This window comes from Terriglobia bacterium (assembly GCA_020072565.1).
Taxonomy (GTDB): domain Bacteria; phylum Acidobacteriota; class UBA6911; order UBA6911; family UBA6911; genus JAFNAG01.
In genome coordinates this window covers 19,684-39,547 of record JAIQGI010000017.1, presented here as the reverse complement: position 1 = coordinate 39,547, position 19,864 = coordinate 19,684, and the positions used below count along the sequence as shown (strand labels likewise).

Annotated in this window: 14 protein-coding genes; 9 read left to right on the top strand and 5 right to left on the bottom strand. The window is 59.8% G+C overall.

Going from position 1 to position 19,864, the window contains the following annotated elements; genetic code table 11:
- Positions 1–80 precede the first annotated feature (80 nt).
- The 6 genes from LAP85_11875 (at position 81) to LAP85_11850 (ending at position 8,828) form a co-directional block, all read left to right on the top strand.
- Positions 81–659: a ribonuclease H-like domain-containing protein gene (locus LAP85_11875; protein MBZ5497093.1), complete on the top strand. Its 579-nt coding sequence runs from the start codon at positions 81–83 to the stop codon at positions 657–659.
- 13 nt (positions 660–672) lie between these two features.
- A complete protein-coding gene (locus LAP85_11870; GenBank protein MBZ5497092.1) occupies positions 673–1,821 on the top strand; it encodes a DNA repair exonuclease in 1,149 nt (382 codons plus the stop codon).
- Positions 1,818–4,643 carry an AAA family ATPase gene (locus LAP85_11865; GenBank protein ID MBZ5497091.1) on the top strand — a complete coding sequence of 942 codons (2,826 nt, stop codon included), beginning with the start codon at positions 1,818–1,820 and terminating at the stop codon, positions 4,641–4,643. Before LAP85_11870 ends, LAP85_11865 begins: the two co-directional genes overlap by 4 nt.
- Before the next feature lie 66 nt (positions 4,644–4,709).
- Positions 4,710–4,874, top strand: a complete 165-nt coding sequence (locus LAP85_11860; protein MBZ5497090.1) for a zinc ribbon domain-containing protein — start codon at positions 4,710–4,712, stop codon at positions 4,872–4,874.
- Between the two features lie 386 nt (positions 4,875–5,260).
- Positions 5,261–5,524, top strand: coding sequence for a hypothetical protein (locus LAP85_11855; GenBank protein MBZ5497089.1), 264 nt, complete (start codon positions 5,261–5,263; stop codon positions 5,522–5,524).
- Positions 5,525–5,669: 145 nt separating this feature from the next.
- Entirely contained in the window at positions 5,670–8,828 is a 3,159-nt protein-coding gene (locus tag LAP85_11850) for a transglycosylase domain-containing protein (protein ID MBZ5497088.1), read from the top strand.
- A 183-nt stretch (positions 8,829–9,011) separates the two neighbouring features.
- On the opposite strand, the gene LAP85_11845 is transcribed toward LAP85_11850, so the two are convergent.
- Entirely contained in the window at positions 9,012–9,920 is a 909-nt protein-coding gene (locus tag LAP85_11845; GenBank protein MBZ5497087.1) for a proline dehydrogenase family protein, read from the bottom strand.
- A 207-nt stretch (positions 9,921–10,127) separates the two neighbouring features.
- Between LAP85_11845 and LAP85_11840 the strand changes: the two genes are divergently transcribed.
- Positions 10,128–10,862, top strand: coding sequence for an SDR family oxidoreductase (locus tag LAP85_11840; protein MBZ5497086.1), 735 nt, complete (start codon positions 10,128–10,130; stop codon positions 10,860–10,862).
- Positions 10,863–10,985: 123 nt separating this feature from the next.
- Here the strand turns inward: LAP85_11840 and LAP85_11835 are convergent, their stop codons facing one another.
- From LAP85_11835 to LAP85_11820, 4 genes are all read right to left on the bottom strand, one after another.
- The gene (locus LAP85_11835) at positions 10,986–12,029 is read right to left on the bottom strand and encodes a homoserine dehydrogenase (protein ID MBZ5497085.1); all 1,044 of its coding nucleotides are present in this window, start codon (positions 12,027–12,029) and stop codon (positions 10,986–10,988) included.
- Between the two features lie 806 nt (positions 12,030–12,835).
- A complete protein-coding gene (locus tag LAP85_11830; protein ID MBZ5497084.1) occupies positions 12,836–13,960 on the bottom strand; it encodes an aminotransferase class I/II-fold pyridoxal phosphate-dependent enzyme in 1,125 nt (374 codons plus the stop codon).
- 320 nt (positions 13,961–14,280) lie between these two features.
- Positions 14,281–16,884 (bottom strand): carboxypeptidase-like regulatory domain-containing protein, encoded by a 2,604-nt coding sequence (locus tag LAP85_11825; protein MBZ5497083.1) that lies wholly within the window; start codon positions 16,882–16,884, stop codon positions 14,281–14,283.
- Between the two features lie 532 nt (positions 16,885–17,416).
- On the bottom strand, positions 17,417–17,698 hold the full coding sequence (locus tag LAP85_11820; protein MBZ5497082.1) for a 4a-hydroxytetrahydrobiopterin dehydratase: 282 nt from the start codon (positions 17,696–17,698) through the stop codon (positions 17,417–17,419).
- A 210-nt stretch (positions 17,699–17,908) separates the two neighbouring features.
- Between LAP85_11820 and LAP85_11815 the strand changes: the two genes are divergently transcribed.
- Positions 17,909–18,664 carry a DUF72 domain-containing protein gene (locus LAP85_11815; protein ID MBZ5497081.1) on the top strand — a complete coding sequence of 252 codons (756 nt, stop codon included), beginning with the start codon at positions 17,909–17,911 and terminating at the stop codon, positions 18,662–18,664.
- 67 nt (positions 18,665–18,731) lie between these two features.
- Positions 18,732–19,862 carry a DNA polymerase IV gene (locus LAP85_11810; GenBank protein MBZ5497080.1) on the top strand — a complete coding sequence of 377 codons (1,131 nt, stop codon included), beginning with the start codon at positions 18,732–18,734 and terminating at the stop codon, positions 19,860–19,862.
- The last annotated feature ends 2 nt before the right edge of the window (positions 19,863–19,864 follow it).

The following is a 19,864-nucleotide window of genomic DNA, read 5'->3' as shown; positions in this document are numbered from 1 at the left end:
CGAAATTTTTCGTGTATTTCGCACATTTCGAGGTTCAAAATGAATCGGGGTTACTTATCAACGCTTGAAGAACGGATCCGATGAAGAATCTCACGTTTGATTTCTCCGGGACCGGTGCAGGCCCGCTGGTGCTCGATGTCGAAACCCAGTACCTCAGCGATGAGGTTCCCGGCGGCTGGAATTCCGTCGACAAGTTTCGCATCGCGCTGGTTGTCACCTGGGATCAGCAGAGCGGCTCGCGCGTATGGTATGAAGAGGATGCCCGGCAGCTGTTACAGGAGGCGGAGAAGTTCGATCCCATCGTCACCTTCAACGGCGAAGGATTCGACTTCAGGGTTCTGAGCGCCTATGGGCCGGTGGATGTGCTTTATCGCAAGAGTAAGGATATGCTGGCGCTGCTCAGCAAAAAGCTGGGATTCCGTGTCAAGCTTGACTCTCTGGCCCAGGCAACGTTGGGTCACGGAAAGACCGGGTCCGGCACAGAGTGCGTCACGTGGTGGCGCTCGGGAGATCCTGTTCTGCGGCAGAAGGCGATCGATTATTGCAGGATGGATGTCGAGCTCACCAGGGATATCTATTTGTTCGGCAAGGAGCGCGGCTACCTGTTGATCGACGACGCCCGCCAGAACACCCGGCGCCGTGTTGAGGTTTCCTGGTAGGGTAACGGCCGGAATGACACCCATCCGCTTCATTCATACCTCCGACATACATCTCGACACCAGCTTCTCAAGTGCCGGCTTTCCCTCCCGCCTTGGGGATCGCAAACGGGAAGCGATCCGGGGAACCTTTCGCCACATCCTGGAGGATGCCCGCCGCGAAGCCGTCGACCTGGTGCTGATTGCCGGCGATCTGTTCGAGCACGACCGTGTCACGCCCGACACGATCGAGTTTCTGAAACAGCAGTTCGAAAGCCTGGGCCCGATCCCGGTCTTCATCGCGCCCGGCAACCACGATCCCTGTCTGCGGGATTCGCCCTACTGCGAGGAGGCCTGGCCCAGGAACGTTCACATTTTCCAGGAAGAAGAGTTCCGTTCCGTCGAACTGCCGGGAAAGGGAGTCCGGGTTACAGGCTTCGGTTTCAACCGCACCCAGCTTCAGGAACATCCCTTTCTGAAGCTTCCGGTCCTGCCCGGAGACGCCTGGAATCTGGTACTTGCCCACGGCTCCGATGTCGGCGGTGTCCCGGCAGGGAAGACGGCTCACGGCCCGTTTACCATCGACGAGATCGCAGGCAAGAACGTGATCTACTGCGCCCTTGGGCACTACCACCAGCAACGGCCGGTAGCGAACCCACTCGATGCGACCCAGGTCTGGTATTGCGGCATTCCTGAAGGGCGGGCCTGGGACGAGGAAGGGAGTTGTGGGTACTTGCTGGGAGAGATCGGCGACGGCGGTGCACTTTCAGTGAAGTCTTGTCCTACGAATCAGTACCCGTTCGCCACCATCACTTTGGACTGCGATGGGTATGCTACCCGGGAGCAAATCGTCGACGCTCTTCTCGGGCTCCGCGGCTCCGCATTCGATGCCAAAACCATCCTGCGCGTGCGCCTGGAGGGCTCGGTCGACCCCAAGCTCGATCTGTCGACAGCCGAGATCGAAGAGAGGCTGGCCGGAGAGGCACTGCACATAGTATGGGAGGATCGGACCTCGCCCGCCCTCGACTTTGATGCTCTAGCCAAGGAACGGACACTCTGTGGATACTTTGTCCGTTCCATGAACCAGCAGATCGGCGTTGCGCCGGTCGTGGAACGTTCCGTGCTGGAACGCGCCCGGCTCTATGGCGTACAGGCACTGCTGGGGCGGGAGGTGCGCATCCGGTGAACCTGCTCCGCTGCAATATCCAGGGTTTCGGCAGGCTGGCCCACCTGACGTTTTCTTTTGCCGGCGGTCTGAACGTAGTGTACGCCGCCAATGAGGCTGGAAAATCCACACTCCAACGCTTTCTGATGGCTCTGCTTTACGGACAACTGCGCGCCGATGTGAAAGCGCAGCGCCGTCTCGATGCCTGGGTGGAGCAGTACCGGCCGTGGCGGGCGTCTGATTATGGCGGCACCCTCTGGTGCTCCCTGGCGAACGGCCGCGAGTTGGAAATCCACCGTACCTTTGGCCGGGATGAGAGCCGGTTTGAAGTCCTCACCACCAGCGGCGAAGATATCTCGCGCCAATATGAAATTCAGAGAAACGGCGAAGTGATCTTCGCTGCTTCCCATCTCGGATTGGCCAAGGAGTTGTTCGAGTCGGTTGCGGTCGTCCGGGAGAGCGAGACCGCGGAACTCAAGCACCGCGAACCACTGCGAGACCGCATTGCCAATCTTGCCCAATCCGGCGATGAGAAACTCTCCGTGCGCCTGAGCCTCGTCAAGCTGGAGGAGGCGCTGGAGGCGGTCGGATCGGAGCGCGCTCCCACGCGGCCGTACAAGCAAGCACTGGACCGCCTCCAGGAGTTGAAGGAAGAACGCGACGAACTGGAAGCTCTGCGCCGGCAGTGCCAGGCCTGGATCCGTGAAAGGACGGAACTGGGGAGCGAGATCGAGCGCCTGGAGCAGAACCTGCACGCGGCCAGGCGAGGCGTAATCGATGCCCGCTGGCGGGAAGCGCGCCTGCGCGTGCGCACGCTCGAGGAGATCGATGATGAAATCCGCAACCTGGGCGCGGAGATCCAATCCCTGGGCGCCAATCCTGACTTCCCCGTGCACCGCCTCGACGAACTGAACCGGCTGGCAGCCGACCGGGACAATGAGGAACGGCGCCTGGAAGAGCTGCGCCAACAGAAACAGGAAGCCGGGGCCCGGCACGAGCAGGGTGAAGCAGTGCTTCGAAATCTGGCTTCCTATGCCGCCTTGCACCAGAGCATCGAGCCGGAAAAGATCACAGAGTGGTTCGTCAACTATCTGAGCCTGTCGAGGCAGAGAGATGAAATGCAGCGCACCACGAACCGGCTGCTCGACGAAACGGCCGCCATCCACCACAGGCTCGAGACGCTGAGCCCGGCGCTGCGGGATGCAGGGATCGATTGGGAGCGCAAAGCACTCCAGGCCGCGGACGAAGAGCGCGCCGCCTCTCAGCAGAGCGCGGTCCTGGTGGAGAGAGTCGCACAGGGGAAGGCAGAGCATGTCCGCATCAAAGGCAGAGCCAGGCGCCAGGGCTTGCTCGCAGGAATCGCGCTCACCGGCCTTCTGGCGGCAGCTGCCGCAGGTTTCGCCGGAATCCTGCCATCCTCATCCGGACTTGCTCTTGCCGCAGGGCTGGGTGTGCTCGGCGTGACACTGCTGATGATGGCCTCAAAGTCGAGGGGCGCGGCACAGCAGGCAAGGCAGGCGTTCGAGGCCCTGGATGCCGGCCTGAACCGGCTGCGCGAGCAGGCAGATGCGGCTCAGAGCGAGATGCGCCGGGCAGTGACTGACTCCGGATTTGAGAAAGTCGAGGACTTCCTCGCCGCCGCCCGGCAGGCAATTCTGGACCGCCAACGGCTGGGCGATCTGGCACACAGCGTCAGCGATGCCGAGCAGCAGCGCAACCGGATCCAGGCTGAGGCGGAAGCAGTGTACATCCACCTCAAGGAATGTCTGACAAAAGCCGGGTTGAGCTGCGCCCCTGGGAACCTCAAAATCCCGGTCGACGCCTTGAGGGCCAATATGCGACGTTATGCCGAAATCCAGGCTGCTCAGCGGCGTCTGGCCCTCGCAATGGACGCCCTCCGCGTTGACGAGGAGAGTGTGGCAGCCCGCGCCGCCAGGATCAGTGCCGGCATCCAGAACATCCTCACGGAAGGCGGTGTCGATTCTCCAGACGCGTTCCGGCAGGCCTGCCAAAACTGCCGTCGGTTGCTGGAACTGCGCGCCAGGGAGGCGTCCCGCGCCCGCGAATTCGACCGCCTGCGAGGCACTTTCACTTTCGACCAGTGGAAGGCGCGCCTCGATGAATTGCAGGGGCTGCGGGGCGGCGATGGAGAAGGTCCCCTGGCAAACGGATCTACCCGGAAACCGCCGTACCTCCCCTATCTCCCGACAGTGGAGGAGGCGGAACAGGAAGAGAAGCGCAATGCAGCGATTCTGGGGGCCAAGAGGGAAGAACATGCTCGCCTTGTTGAAAGGGTCCGGCAAGCTTTCCACAACTACCGCTCCCCGGCGGAAATCGAGGAAGACCTCGCCGGAGCTGAGCGGATCGTCCAGAGCCTCACCCTGAACCGCACGGCGCTCACCCTGGCTCTGGAAGGTATCCGTAGCCTCGCGCGTTTGCAGCAGGAGGTGTGCGCTCCGCAGTTGAACCGCGCGGTGGAGGAGCGGTTTCTTCAGATCTGCCCCGATCGCTACGAAGAGGTGAAAATCGACCCTGACTTCAGGATCCAGGCACGCGAGAAGGGAACCGCGGAATTGCGCCCTGCGGAAAGCCTGAGCCGGGGTACGCAGGATCAACTCTATCTCGCCGTGCGCTTCGGCGTGCTGGAACTGCTGGGAAACAGGCACGAGCCGTGTCCCTGCCTGCTTGACGAGCCCTTTGTCGCCTATGATCACGAGAGGATGTGCGCCGCGTTCTCCATCCTCGAGCAGGAAGCCGGCCGGCGCCAGTTGATCCTCTTCACCTGCCGCGAAGATGTTCGCGCCCAGGCGCTCCTCCACGGCGCCTCCCTGATAACAATTTAGAATCAAGAGTGTTGTCTGGGAAGGGCGCTCGACCGATAATGGACTCAAGCCGATTACGGAGGTCATATGCCGATCTATGACTACATCTGCAAAAAATGCGACAAAAAGTTCACGGCCATACTGGCATTGTCCGAGTATGAAAAAAAGAAAGCAAAGTGCCCGGAGTGCGGCAGCAAAAAGGTCGAGCAGGAAATCCAGCCGTTCTTTGTCGTGACATCCAAAAAGAGCTGATCGAATTCCATTGCGCAGTGGCGGCGAGCCGCCACTCCCTGGAGTTTATACATTCAGTTGGTGAGGCCCAAAGGGCCGCCATTGAATAGAAGTATCCTGGCGGGAATGCTCGTCGCCCGGAACTGTCGGGCAGCTAAATGAAGGCTGTTCAAGGCAGCCACGAGTGGCACGAATTTCACGAATGTGAAACCGGTGCCATTCGTGGCTGCTTTTGCTTTTCAATAGGATTTTTAGAACAGGCTGCCGTGTTTTTTCCTCAGGCTTCGGATAACTGGGCATTTTTGCTTTACGCGCGGGACGGTTGCATAATTAGTATTGGCACCCGGCGAGGAAAGCTGGACGGCTCGGGCCTTCCCAGGTGCTGAAGGGGGAAAGGAGCAGGAAAAATGAAGTGTTTCCTGTTGTCGGCTCTGCTTTCGCTTTGCATGTCGAGCCTTGGCGCATTTGCTGCACAAGAGTCCCCTGCTGCCGCCCCCTCGAAGCAGAAGGCACCTGGTCCCCTGCTGCATAGGATCACGGACGTGATTGTCTCTGCTGCCGGCACCAGCCTGGCGATCAAGACAAGCAACGGCAAAGAGATGACGTTTGGTATGGACAACAAGACCACCAGGCCCGCAGAGCTCAAGACCTGCGACAGGATCCGGGTTTAATACATGATTGAAAACGGCAGCAGCGTGGCCTCGAAGATGATGATGCCCACGACGCACGCAACCAGGACGAAAAAAGGAAAACACAAGATCAGCTGATTCGGTCCGGGGGGACCGGATTCACCTCGGTCCTGCCCCATAAACGCTTATGTCCACATACCTTAATGGCTTTACCCACTTGTCAGCCGCACGAAGTCGACGATCCAAAGACAAACCCAGGAAGCGCCGCTGGCTCGGCCATTGGGTGCCCAATTGGGCGGGTCACGGGCACGCCGAATCGCTGGAAGCGGTCCGGGTTCACGTCTATCACCCCAGAGGATCATTCCGATTCTGGCTGTGGATGGTGGTCCTGCTGGTGACTACCGGGGCGGTGGTTCATGAGGTCAACACTTCGACCTTGCAAGCCCGGATTCTCAGCTCCTACTCGAGCAAGCTGGTCTACGAAGTGAAGCCCGGGCCCGCCCAACGGATTGTTTTTCCTAAAGATGGGCCCTTCGACGTGCGCCGTGGCTATACGCGCATCCCGAAGTTCGAACGCCGATTGCAGAGCGAGGGGTTTGTCATCCACGAGCAGTCGAACTTTTCAAAGGAACTGGCGCGGATTGCTGCCTGGGGGATCACTCCCCCTTACCGGGAACCTGCTGATGTCGGGCTTACCATCAAAAGCGCCGACGGCGCTCTTCTGTATAGCGCAATCGCCGGAGACCGGTCCTTCCTTGACTACGAAAACATTCCGCCAGTCCTGGTAGCCTCGATTCTCTTTATGGAGAACCGCGAGCTGAGCGAGAAACCGCGCGACGTTGAGAACAATCCCGTGATTGACTGGCCGCGCCTGGGCAAGGCCGCGGCTACTTATGTGGGGAGGAAACTGCGGCTGCCCGTGCGGCTGGAAGGGGGCAGCACGCTGGCAACCCAGATGGAGAAGTTCCGCCACTCGCCATCCGGTCGGACCGACTCGGGAATCGAAAAACTCAAGCAGATCTTATCCGCCAGCCTCAAAGTTTACCGGGAAGGCCGTGACACCAGGAACGCCCGGCAGCAGATCGTGGTCGACTACCTGAACTCCATGCCGCTGGCTGCCGTCCAGGGATACGGAGAGGTCCACGGCCTGGGCGACGGCCTCTATGCGTGGTTCGGCCTCGAACTCGGCGATGTCTGCCGCGAACTGGAGAGCCCCGACTCTCCCGTCGCTCAGGCCAGGGCATTCAAGTATTTGATTACGCTGCTGGCATCGGTGCGCGCGCCCGCCTACTTTCTGGTCCAGCACCGCGATGAGCTGGAAGCGCGCGTGCGTTATTACGGCAAGCTGATGGAGAAGGACGGGCTTATCAGCCACGAGCTGGCTGAAAACCTTAAAAATGTTACGATCAACTATTCGCCCCGCGCCAGGACTGCAGTCGACGATTTTTCCCCACAACGGAAAGCTGCCAGCAGCATTCGCATCCACCTGTCGAACGTGCTTGGCGTGCCGAGCCTCTACGATCTGGATCAGCTTCATTTGGATGTGGACACCACGCTTGACGACTCCGTGCAGAATGAGGTGCTGAAGGTTTTCGAGCAGCTCAGAGATTCGAACTTCCTCGGTTCTCATGGCCTGTACGGGAAAAGGCTGCTGTCTCAGGGAGATGATCTCGACAAGGTAACCTACAGCTTTCTGCTGTTCGAAAGTCTGCCGCAGGGAAATGTACTGCGCGCCCAGGCGGATAACCTGGACGCTCCCTTCGACATCAATGAGGGCGTGAAACTGCAGCTGGGAAGCACGGCCAAACTGCGCGTCCTCGCGCACTACCTCGAGCTTATGATGGCGCTGCACAGCGAACTCGTCCCCCTCGACGCCAAGACTCTGGAGCAACGGGCCCGGCAGGCGCGCGATCCAATCACGCACTGGGCTACGGAAACCCTGAGCCGCGGGCCGGGATTGAGCATTGAAAAGTTTCTTGAAATGGCGATGAATCGAACTTATTCCGCCAGCCCGTTCGAGACCTTTTTCACCGGAGGCGGAGCTCACAATTTCGAGAACTTTGATCCGGACGACAATGAGCGCACGCTGACCATTCGTGAGGCAACGCAGCACTCCACCAATCTCGTGTTCATCCGGCTGATGCGCGACATCGTACGCTTTCACGAGGCACGCTTGCCTTACAACACGGATCAGGTCCTGAACAACCTCAACGATCCGGTCCGGCACCATCTGCTGCAGCAAATCGCGGACGACGATGCGCGCGCAAGGCTCGCGGGATTCTATGAGACCTACCACGGCCTAAAGCCGGATGCGGCCATTCCAACCTTGCTGGGCTCGCGCGCGGCCAGCGACCGGCATCTGGCCATGCTGTTTTTCGCCTGGTATCCCGAGGCTCGCATCCAGGATCCCGAGGGGCAGCTGGATCGCTGGCTTCGCGCCCGAAAAGTGGCGGAGTCACCCGAACAGGTCGGCCGCCTGGTCCGCGCCTACGGCAGCTCCCGCTTAACCATTGCGGATTACGGCTACCTGTTGGGGAAGCACCCCCTCGAAGTCTGGATCGCCGGAGAGCTCGTGCGTGATCCTGCGGCTTCCTGGCGTGATCTGCTCGACCGCAGCACCGTGGCGCGGAAGATCTCTTCGGCATGGCTGTTTCAGACTCGGAGCCGCGGGGCGCAGGACCTGCAGTTGCGGATCCGATTCGAAGAAGATGCATTCGAGCGCATGACACCTTACTGGCGGCGCCTGGGATTTCCTTTCGATCATCTGGTTCCGTCCTATGCAACGGCGATCGGCAGTTCCTCGGACCGCCCGGCGGCTCTTGCCGAGCTGATGGGAATCATCGTCAACGACGGCTTGCTCCGCCCGACACTGCGCTTCGAAGACCTGAAGTTCGGTGCGCGAGGCCCGTACGAGACCGTGTTTACAGGCGCTCCCGAGAAAAGCGAGCGGGTTATGGCTGAACCGGCGGCTCGCCTCTTACGCCAGGTTCTGTCGGAAGTCGTCGACAAGGGGACTGCCATCCGCGTTGCAGGTGCTTTCGTCGGTCCGGACGGCAAGCGCATCGCCTTGGGCGGTAAAACCGGATCGGGGGACAATCGTTTCGTTGTGGTCGGCCGCGGAGGCGTCAAGCTGTCATCGCGCGCGGTGAACCGGACGGCTACTTTCGTATTCTATGTCGGGGACCGGTATTTCGGCGTGATCACCGCCTTCGTCGATGGCAAGGCCGCCGACAGCTACAAGTTTACAAGTTCTCTGCCGCTCGCAGTGTTGCAGCTGCTCGCCCCGGCCATCGAGCCCCATTTGTTCAAAGCGGTTTCTCAGGTGCCGGGGCCGCAGACTGACTAAAAGTACAAGATAACTGCCTCGAGCCTCAACAGCTCAGCGCAGGGGACGCAGGGCGTTTCTTGCCTCGACTCCGAGCTCTCCACCCCCTCTCCGTTGAGCTATTGCTTTTCAATAGGATTTTCGAATCAGCCGGGGCTCTGCAATCGAGTGCAGTCAGCACGCCGGGCGTCGACTGCTTGCCGGTTACTGTCTGAGGAGATTGCGGGCTATAAAGAGCAGGTTGGCGGGGCGCTCGGCCAGACGCCGCATGTAGTAAGGGTACCAGCGCACACCGTAGGGAATATAGACCCGCATGTTGTAACCCTGCAGCGCAAGTTGCTGCTGCAGGTCGCGGCGGATTCCGAAAAGCATTTGTAATTCGAAATGGTCCTTGGGAATGTTTTTCTCTCGCGCGAACTGCCGGGTGGCGTCGATCATGGCTTCATCATGCGTGGCGATGCCGTGGCGGAGGCCGCTTGCCAGCAACAGCTTCATCAGCCTCACATAGTTCGCATCGGTGTCGCGTTTCTTCCGGAAGGCCACGGTCGCCGGCTCCAGGTAGGCGCCTTTGCACAAGCGGATCTCGACTCCGTTCTCGATCAACCTGCGTACGTCATCTTCGCTCCGATAAAGGTAGGCCTGGATCACTGTACCCACATTTGCGGTCTCTCGGTGAGCCTGAAGCACGATGTCGAGGGTGCGCTGCGTGTAGTTGCTGTCCTCCATGTCGACGCGGACGAAGTTGCCCAGTTCGGCCGCGCGCCGCAGGATCCCGATCAGGTTTTGCCGGCAAAAATCGGTGCCGAGATCAAGGCCGAGCTGCGTCAGCTTGACGGAGACATTACAGTCGACCTTCTCGGTATAGATCCGATCGAGCAAGCCGATGATCTCCCCGGTGCTTCTCAGGGCGTCTTCCTGTGAGAGCGTATTCTCGCCGAGCAGGTCCAACGTGGCTCTGATCCCTTGGAGGTTCGCCTCGCGTGCCGCGCGAATCGCGTCATCAATCGTCTCGCCCGCGACAAAGCGCCATGCTGTCTTCCGGAAGATCTTGAAACGCAGCATGAAGTTCTTGAAGGATTCGCGGTGGGACAAAAACAGTAGGATCGCACGCATCTCGAGTCATCCTCCATGACCATCGAGCAAGTCACCGGGGCTATATTACCGCAGAGATTGCGGAAGATGCAGAAAAATAGGGGCTCCGATTTCGTTAAGGTTATCCCCGCATCCCTGATAACATCTACCTGCTCATCAAGGGAAACAGGCACTGCCGCAGCCTGCTTGGTGTGTTGTGCGGTTTGTTGAGGGAAAGAAGGTGCTGGTATGGAAGAACGAGTGGCTCTGATCACCGGTGGGGCGCGCGGCATTGGCCGCGCCGTAGCCACTGCCCTTGTGGAGCGCGGCTGGGCGGTGGCAGCATCCTATCGAACGAGTGAAGAGCAGGCCAGGTCTCTCGAGGCCGAACTGAAGGGTATGGGGGGCCACGCCCTGGCCCTGCAGGCCGACGCATCCGATCCCGCCTCGGCTGAGGAACTGGTGCGGCGGGCCGAGTCGGAGTTCGGCCGGATCGACGCCCTTGTCAATTGTGCCGGCTCCTATCACCGCACACCCGTGCTCGAGGAGAGCATCGAGGGATGGCACTCCATGTTCAACGACAACCTCCATACGGTGTTTTATCTCAGCCGCACCGCGGCGCCCGGCATGATCGGGCGGAACTGGGGCCGCATCATCAACTTCAGCATCGCCAAAGCCGATCAGCTTGTCGGCCAGCCCTTCATTACGGCGCACTATATCGCCAAGGTGGGCGTACTCATCTTGACGCGGTCGCTCGCCAAGATTCTGGCGCCGCACGGCATCACCGTGAACTCGATTTCGCCCGGGTTCATCCAGACCGACAGCCCACCGCAGCAGGAGTTCGCGCAGCTGACCAAGAACATCCCAGCCGGCTATGTCGGCAGCCCCCGGGATGCAGTCTCGATCGTATGCTTTCTGCTGTCGGAAGAAGCCCGCTACATCAATGGGACCAACATCCACCTGAGCGGCGCCTGGGGCATCTGATCTATTTTGGATTTTGGATTGCGGATTTTGGATCCAAGCCCCGGCCGAAACCCGTGCACCCCTATCTTCCCGGTCCCAGACCAGCTTGATGCTTCTGGTCTGAGGTCGGATTTCGGAAGTCTGCTATCGAGGGCGATGAAGCAGGGTCACCAGGTCGGCGAAGAGAGCGAAAGCGGTCTGTTCGACGGTTGGGTTGTTTTCGACGATGGCCAGTTCCCGCATGGTATCCGTGTTGAGGATCAGGATGTTGCTCAGGCCTCGAATCGCAGCCAGCGGATCGAAAATCTCCAACTCTTCCGGCGCCACCTTGCCGATGATTTTCCCGCCTTTTCGATACGCCCTGGCAACCAGGCGGATGCGCCTGTCCCTGCGCACAGCGGCCCGCACCAGCTTCCCGGTGCTCTCCGAAATCCCCTCTCTCCGGATGTCCTCCGGCTTGGCGGTCCCACCCATCAGGGCCTGGATGAGGATTGACAGTTTTGCCGCCGCATCCCAGCCTTCGATGTCAAGCGCTGGATCGGCTTCGGCAATCCCCTGCTTCTGGACATAGCTCAGCGCCCCTTCGAAGGAGGCGCCCTGCTCCAACTGGGTGAGGATATAGTTCGTAGCGCTGTTCAGAATTCCATGGAGTGAGCGAATGCGGGTTGATGGCAGCGTCTGCCGGACCAGGTTGAAGACGGGCGCTCCGTCCAGCACCGTCCCCTCGTACAGGAAACCGACGCCGCGCTGGCGCGCAAGGCGGGTCAGGGGGCGGAAGTGCGTCGCCACGGGCCCCTTGTTTGCAGTCACCACATGCAGACCGGCCTGCAACGCTTCCCGGATGTAGGTTGCGGCAGGCTCGCCGCTGAGATCGAACACACTCGTTTCAAAGAGCACGTCCGCTCCGCACTGGCGGACGAAGTCCGTGTTGGAGGAGCAGGCGGGGCCGTCATGATAGCGGTCGAGGCTGAATTCGCGCTTCCAGGAGCGCAGCATCTTCTGCGCGGGCAGACCATTGTGATCGATGGCCATGCCATGGTTCCGTGTGGCGATACCGGTGACCTTCCATTCCAGGCCAAACTCCCGATGCAGCCAGGCGCGGCGGTGCAGCAACAGGCGCATGAATGCGCGCCCGACCGAGCCGAAACCAAGAAACGCGAGGTTGATCTGCAGCAATTCCTCAGTCATCACACCTCATCCGGAACTTCAGGGATAGTCGCCTCTGTCCCCGAACTGAAGGGACGGCTTTCACAAGGACCGTTTCCCCAAAAGTTTGGGACATCGCTTGCTGTCCCGACTGGCGCTTAATTAAGTAAAGGGCCTATCCATTTGACTCAGGTAGCCATCTCGGTCCAATGCGCTCCAGGTTGGCGCGAGAATCGCACTCAGAGGCTCCTGGGCATCAAAGCAGCGTCGGTATGGCACAGACCACCAGTCCTGCGTCTGCGGGCCCACTCAGGGCCGACTGACGCGCAATTACAGAACCGAACCTGAGTCACCTGGATAGGCCCTTTAAGTAAATAGGGTGCGACCCTGGCGGGCTCAGCCATTCCGGCGAGCCATCGGTTGCTACAATCCCCGCAGCCGTTGGTGTCCGCAACCGTCAGCGTCCGCAACCGTCAGCGTCCGCAACCGTTAGCGTCCGCAGCGGTTGGCGTCCGCAAGCCCTGAAAGGGCGGCCGTAGTTTTCAGCCCAGGGCGCAAGCCCTGGGATAAGACGCAAATGATCGACGAGCCCTGTAAGGGCGATGCAGAAACGCCTGCAATGCCCCGATTGCAGGGACCTTGCATCGCCCTTGCAGGGCTCTCTTTGTTAATGGCCCTCCATTCCCAGGGCTCACGCCCTGGGCTGCGGACTGCGGACGCCCCTTTCGGGGCTTAAGCCCTTGCTCCTGGTACGCTCAAGACGATTCCAATCACCCTTTTTTAAGCGCCATTCGGGACTGTCCCTCAAATCACTTTTTTTTAAGCGCCATTCGGGACTGTCCCTCAAATCATTCTTTCTCTTTCAGGTCAGAAATGACATCGCGCACACGCTCAAGCCCCTCCCGGAGATACTCCGGCGGCGGACCGTAGCCGATGCGCAGATAGTGATCCATGCCGAAGTGATCGCCGGGTACCACCAGCACGCTCTTCTGCTTGAGCAGGCGGTCGACGAGCACGCTGGAATTGACCCGGAGATCGTAGCGCACGTAGGCAATGGCGCCAGCCTTGGGCTCAACCATGCGGAACAGGGAGCCGTGGCTGTTCATCCACGAACGGAACAGCGGGAAATTCTGGCGACAGATGTTGCGAGTGCGCTCCAGGCAACGGATGCGCCCTTCCGGGGAGAGAGCGATGCGAGCCAGGCAGTCGCTGAGCGTGCCGGGCGCGATGGTGGTGTAATCGTGATAAGACCAGGTCTTTGCGATGATGTCTTTCGGAGCGACAATCCAGCCGATGCGCAGGCCTGGCAGTCCGTAGGCTTTCGACAGGCCGTTCGTGATGATGACCCGATCGTACTTTCCCCAGAAGGTCGGCGTCATCCGGCCATCTCTTTCCGAGCCCTGGTAAATCTCATCGCAGAGGATCCAGGCTCCACTTCGGGCTGCGATGCGCACGATCGCGTCCATCTCCATGGCAGTCAGAATTGCGCCGGTGGGATTGTTGGGATTGCACACAATAATCATGCGGGTGCGCGGCGACACCGCGGCCTCAACTTCGGCGAGGTCGGGTGCCCAGTCGCGATCTTCATGCAGGTTGACTTGTTTCACCGCCATTCCGAAGCTGCGGACCATGCCCAGGATCTGCTGATAATTGGGGAGGAGGATGACGACTTCATCGCCGGGCGCCAGCATGGCAAAAACCGAGACGAAATTTGCCTCGCTGCCGCCATTGGTGACCTCGACATGATCCAGCGTGGCTCCGGGATAGTGGGCCGCGATGGTCGAGCGCAGTTCGTCCGTCCCGTTGCTCTGGTTGTAGATCAGCGGCGTGTCCATGAGCCGCTCCAGATAGTCCGGATCGGTGACCAATTCCCGCGGAGACATGGGGTGAACGCTGCTCTCTGAGAGATTGAATTTCACCCGATTCTCCCAGGTGGACTGCAGGCGCTCCATTTCGAATTCGTCCAGCCTCATCGGCGATCTCCTCCTCGCAAAATTGCCTGATCTTACATCAAAGCATGGAAAAAGCAAAAAGCCTCACCACAGTCTCATGCGCCGTCTTCGCACTCAAGCGCACCAAAATTGTGATGTCGGTAGGTTTCCGATGGCCGAAGTGGTCACCTTCACAATGCCCGGTTACCGCACTGGAGTCCGATCGGGACGCCGCCCGGGATCGAACGCCGTCACGGCAGCCGATGAGTCAGGCGCAGACAATCGGAGCAAGGCCGGCGCGGACCCTCAGGGCCGCATCCATTGCTCGCGGAGAACATGTCGATCTTCGGCGACTTTCGCCGCTATCCGGGGGGCGCAGGCGGCACAAAGGTGAGTTGATAGTTGGTTCCGCTAAGCACCGTAATGCTGTAGTTCCCAAAGGCATCCGTCTTTCCAACTGCCGTGAATCCCACGTTGGCGGCGTCTTGGATCGACTGGGAATAGGCGGTGACCACCACATTGGCGATCGGTACGCCCGCGCCATCCTTGACCTGGCCGAAGATGGTTGCACTCCTCGGCAAGTTGGGGATTACGATGTCGAGTGAAGTATTCACCCCCAGGCTCACGGCGCTGGGGCTCAGCGGGTAAGTGACCAGGCTGGCTAAATTCAGTCCCTGCCCGATTGGAACAGTGGCGCTGACTGCGAAGCTCCGGTTCTGCGCCAGAACCGTCTGGTACTGCGCCAAGAGGTTGGCGGTCGCGGAGCTCGTGGCCGGCGCGGCGCAGCAGGCAGGCTGCGTGATTGACGGCGCGGATGTGTCGGTCGCGGTAACGATCGTGCCCGGCGGGATGCTCAGCAGGCCTCCGCCAAGAATGGAGCCCGAGAGCGTCGCGGTGGCAGGGATGGCGTAGTTGCCGGTGCCTGGGCCTCCTCCCACAGTCAGAGAGCCAATGTTGTAAAGCTGCAACGACTCGTTCTGGAGCAGCGCGAACTGGATCGGCGCCCTGCTGACGCCCACGAGATAGTTTCCCGCCGGCAGGACTCCCTGGTAATTCCCACTCGCATCCAGAGTGAATTGACCCTGCCTGGTGTTGTCGGTAGCAGTGAACACGATCGTCGTAATCACTCCGGAAGGCAGGCCATTCAGCCCGGAGACTGCGCCCGAGACGTTGGAAAGCGGGACCGCAGGCAGCGTTATGTCCCTGGTGGTGTCGCCGGAGACCTGGACCGCGTTCGGATCTGCAAACGTCACCGTCACGACACCAACGGATAGGGCACCAGCCGGCTGGTAGCAGGTTGTGAGACTGTAGGTCCCGCCCGGAACCACTATCAGGTACTTGCCTGTCAGTGGGTCGACTTGACCTGCAAAGACATTACTTGTGCCTGCGCTGGCTATGACCTGAATCCCCTGGCCGGCCCCACTGACCGTGCCCGAAAGCTTGAATCCCGGGAGAAGCGTTTCGTTGACTACCACATTGGGGTCGTTGATGAGTGCCGTGATGCCGGTTTCTTTCTTCGACAGCAGCGGCGCGATTGCGGTCTTTCCTGTGGCTGTCCCGGAGGCCGTAGGCAGAGTGGTATAGGAAAGAGGCAAGGTATTCTGGCGCAATGTCAGAGACGCTACTCCCGCGGTTGCAGTGACTGCAACCGATCCAAAGAAATTGCTGGTTCCCGGGAACAGTTGCGAGGCAAATTCCGCCGTATGGCCGTTGGGGGACAGGCTTCTCGTGGCGCTCGATCCGACCAGGAAGCCGCTAGGATCCAGCAACCGGAAGGTCAGAGTCGCGGTTGAGCTGGTCGGATTGAAGAAGGCGACGCCGGTGTCGAAGTTGCCGATGACATCGACGGGCAGCGTCAACGATGTCATTATGGGCGAATCCCCAACACCTGCCTCCGTCTGAAAGGCTCCCTGGGAATCCAAGACCGTGAAAATCCCGGATGCCCCGATAGGCACGCTGGATGTGGATGTGACGGTGGCTGCACCCGTGGCCACGGTGCCCGAACCATCCGTCTGAAGGAAGATCGAGGCGCCGGGACCCAGGGAAAAATTGAAACTCGTGCTGGTGCCCTGGTTCGCAATAGTCACGGGAATTGTCAATGAAAGGGTGACGTTTGCGGGGAGTGTTGAAGAGAGATTAAAAATCAGGAACGATGTCTTGTAGCTCCCACCGCCGTAGGCTCCATTTGCCACATGTGCCAGATTAAGAATCGTTTTGGTCGAAGTGGTCGGCACTGCAGGTAACGAAGTGTAGGAAAGCGGTGTCCCGTTTTGCCGCAGCACAAGCGCCGCAATGGGGACGGAGCTCTGGACCAGAAGTGTGCCTTGAAAACTGCTTATCGAGGGGAAAAGCTGATTGGTGCCAGCGACAAAGCGGGCGATGTGGTAATTACTCTTGAGTGTCAGTGGCGCTCTCAAAACCTCCTGCCCGGATGTATTCCGGAGGATCAATGTAATCGAGGCGTCGACGCCACCGGCGTTGAAAAGCGCCAGGCCGGTATTGAAGAATCCGGTCGTATCCACAGGGAGCACAAATTCCGACAGCGGATTGGAGCTTCCGACTCCCGCTTCGGTCACATAATTTCCATTGGGATCATAGATCGTAAATATCGCCGAAACACCGATGGCTATTGCAGAAGCTACGGTAGCGCTTCCCGTCGCCAGGTTTCCCGAGCCGTCGGTTTGGAGGATGCGGCAGGCGCCGGCCGTCAGTGAGATGCTGAATTGACTGTTGGTGCCGAGACCTGGAATTGTGACCGTCAGAGGATTGCCGTTGTCATCGGTCAACTGCAAAGAGGTTGTGGTATCCGCATCGGTATTGTTGAACAGGATGAATGTCGTGCGGTAACTCCCACCGGCATAGTGGCCCGTGGCCACTTGAGCCAGGAAATACCTGTTCTGCGCATAGGTGCTCTTTGCCATGAAGAGTGCAAGGAATACAGCAACCACGAAGATCTTGGTTCTCATGCAATTTTCCCCCCGGTTCCTGCGTTTCCGGAAAACACAGACCATTGCGGTCAAATACGGATGGGTGAACCTGGAGCGAGCCGGGTTGCTTCAATCAAAGAATCAAAAACCCAGAACACCCCAAAATCCATCTGACGGTCGCTCGAAATGTAAGCTTGAGGAGCGGTGATCCGAGCAACCCAGGTCACAAGCCCGACCCTGCCAACGCTGCGCGCATTCTATGGGGAACGCCCCAGGTAAGAAACTAGGTGGAATCCTAGTCCCGGGAGAAAAATACCCTCGGGATACTTCCCAAACAGTCACGAATGCCACAATTTCACGAATGCGCCATTGGTGAAATTTGTACTACTTACTTACAATCCTCGCCATTTAGGCAAGAACAGCAAAAGATCAACAGAGGTCGCAGAAGTCGCGGAGAAAAGTCATGCAGAAGCGAAAATCCTCTGCAGCCTCTGCGTTGAGGCTTTCGGTTGCGGATATTCCGCACCGCGCCATTCGTGGCTGGCTTTTGCTTGTTTTGGCGACGCACCGGTTACGACGCGAGCGTCTCGATGCGAGTTGCGAGGTCGAAATCTCTCCGGGTGACGCCGCCGGCATCGTGGGTTACCAGCGTGAACGTTACCTTGTCGTAATTGATGAGGATGTCGGGATGATGGTTGATTTTTTCAGCTGCTTCGGCCACGCGATTGACCAGACGGATCACGGACATGAAGCTGTCCAGTTCATACTGCTTTTGGATGCCCTCGGGGGTGGACCTCCAGCCCCGCAGGGCAGCCAGTTTTTGCTTGATTTCATCTTGCAACAAGATCTTCATAACTCACTCCTGCCTTGATTCATTATACCCAGGAGTCAGGAGTCAGGACAGAAGTCCTGGATTTCCATCTCCGAACTCCGACCCGGTCGGAATAGGAAACGGCGGCCACCTCAGGCTGCAATTTGTGCAACCGATTTGTCGCTTGTTTTTCTTCTGACTCCTGATTTCTGGGCTATTGACTTTCACCTAATTTTCACCTATTTTAGAGTCATGATTCTGGTGGGCACGAGCGGGTTTCAGCATCGCGATTGGGGGCGGGTGTTTTATCCTGCAAGCCTCGACCCCGCCCTGTGGCTGAAGTACTACAGCCGTCATTTTGGTTGCTGTGAGCTGACTTTTACGTACTATCGTGTTCCTGAAGTATCTTCGATTCAACAACTTATAAACGAGGCGGGCTCGCTCCAATTCCTTTTCCGCGTTCCGTCCCGGTTGGTGGAAGAACGAGGCGGGGCAGGGGATCTGGCGCAGCGGTTTGTAGCGGCACTCTGGCCTCTGAAGGAGGGCGCCCAATTGGCCGGCGTAGTTGCGCAGTTCGGGCCCGATTTTGGATTCATACGCGACAACTTCCAGCGCCTGTGCCGGCTCAGGGATGCTCTTGCCGGCCTGCCGCTGATAGCGGATTTTTGCTGCCCCGACTGGTTGACGCCGCGCGCCGCCCGGCATCTGGCCGCCGAGCGTATCGCCCTCGCGTGCGTCGACGGCGGCACCAGCCTGACGGATAAGACGTTTTACTGTGCGACGGCGGGCACGGCATATGTGCGGTTTCAAGGGCGGAACCAGTCGCGTTGGATCCAGGGCGACGGATCGGACCGGCACGATTATCTGTACAGCCGGGCGGAGTTGGCGGCGGTGGTGCCGGAGATTCGGCACCTGGAACAGGAGAGTGAGCGGGTGCTGGTGCTGATGAACAATCCGTGGCGCGGCCAGGCCGTGATCAACGCCCGCATGCTCCTGGAATTGTTATAGATTTTGGAATTTGGATTTTGGAATTTGGATTGGAAGAGCTGATTCCATTCCAAAATTAGAGGGGACGATGGCTGAGATCATTCACATCGACATTGCCGCTTTTGCAGTCGCGGTGGAGCGGGTGGTGCACCCGGAACTGCGTCGTCGTCCCGTCGTGGTAGCGCCTGTCGGCCCTTCCCGGTCGGTGGTGACGGCTTTGTCGCCGGAGGCGCAGGAAGCGGGCATCCGCAAGGGGATGATTCTGGCGCGCGCTCTGCGGCGCTGCCGGGACGTGGTGGTTCTGCCTCCCAACGAACCGCTCTATGCGCGGGCGTCGCGCGCTCTCTGCCGGGTTCTGGAAACATTTTCTCCGGTGCTGGAGCCCATGGGCTACGGCCAGGCTTATCTCGACATGACGGGTACGGGACGCCTGTTCGGCCCGCCACGGGATGCGGCCTGGCACGCGCAGAAAGAGATCCGGCAGCGGCTTCACCTCGATGCCGCCCTTGGGGTGGCCTCCAACAAGATGGTCAGCAGGATCGCGGCAGTGGTAACCGAGCCGGTGGGGCTGCAGGATGTTCCGGCGGGAGACGAGTCCGCTTTTCTGGCTCCGCTGCCGGCCGAGTTGCTTCCCGGTGTGGGACCGAAAACGCAGGAGCAGCTCCGGGAGCTCAACATCCGGATTATCCGGGAGCTGGCCGCAATGAGGCTGGATCATCTGGTGCTGGCCTTCGGGCGGCTTGGCTTCATGCTCCACCAGCGCGCGCTCGGTATCGACAACACGCCGGTTTACCCGCCCCGCGCGGTTCCGGCCGTGGAGGAAGAAACCGTGCTGGCTGAGGACAGCAACGATTGGGATCTGTTAAAAGGCGCGCTCTGCGGGTTGTGCGGGCGCGCCGGGGAACGGCTGCGGGAGCAGAAGCAGCGCGCCGGGCAGATGGAAGTGCGCGTCCGGTACTCGGATTATCGAGAAGTCGTGGGCAAGGCGAAGCTTGTCCCGCCGCTGCAATCAACGGCGGTGCTGGCGGCCCGCGCCGGACGCCTGCTCGAGCGGACGTTGGCCCGGCGCACGCGTGTGCGCAGCCTGCATCTGCGCCTGGCCGAGTTGAGCAGCGGTCCTGCCCAGCTGGACCTGTTCGCCGACCCGAAGCTGCTGCGCCAGGCGCGGCTGGAGTCCGCCCTCGACGACCTGCGCCGCCGGTTTGGCGACGAATTTTAGAT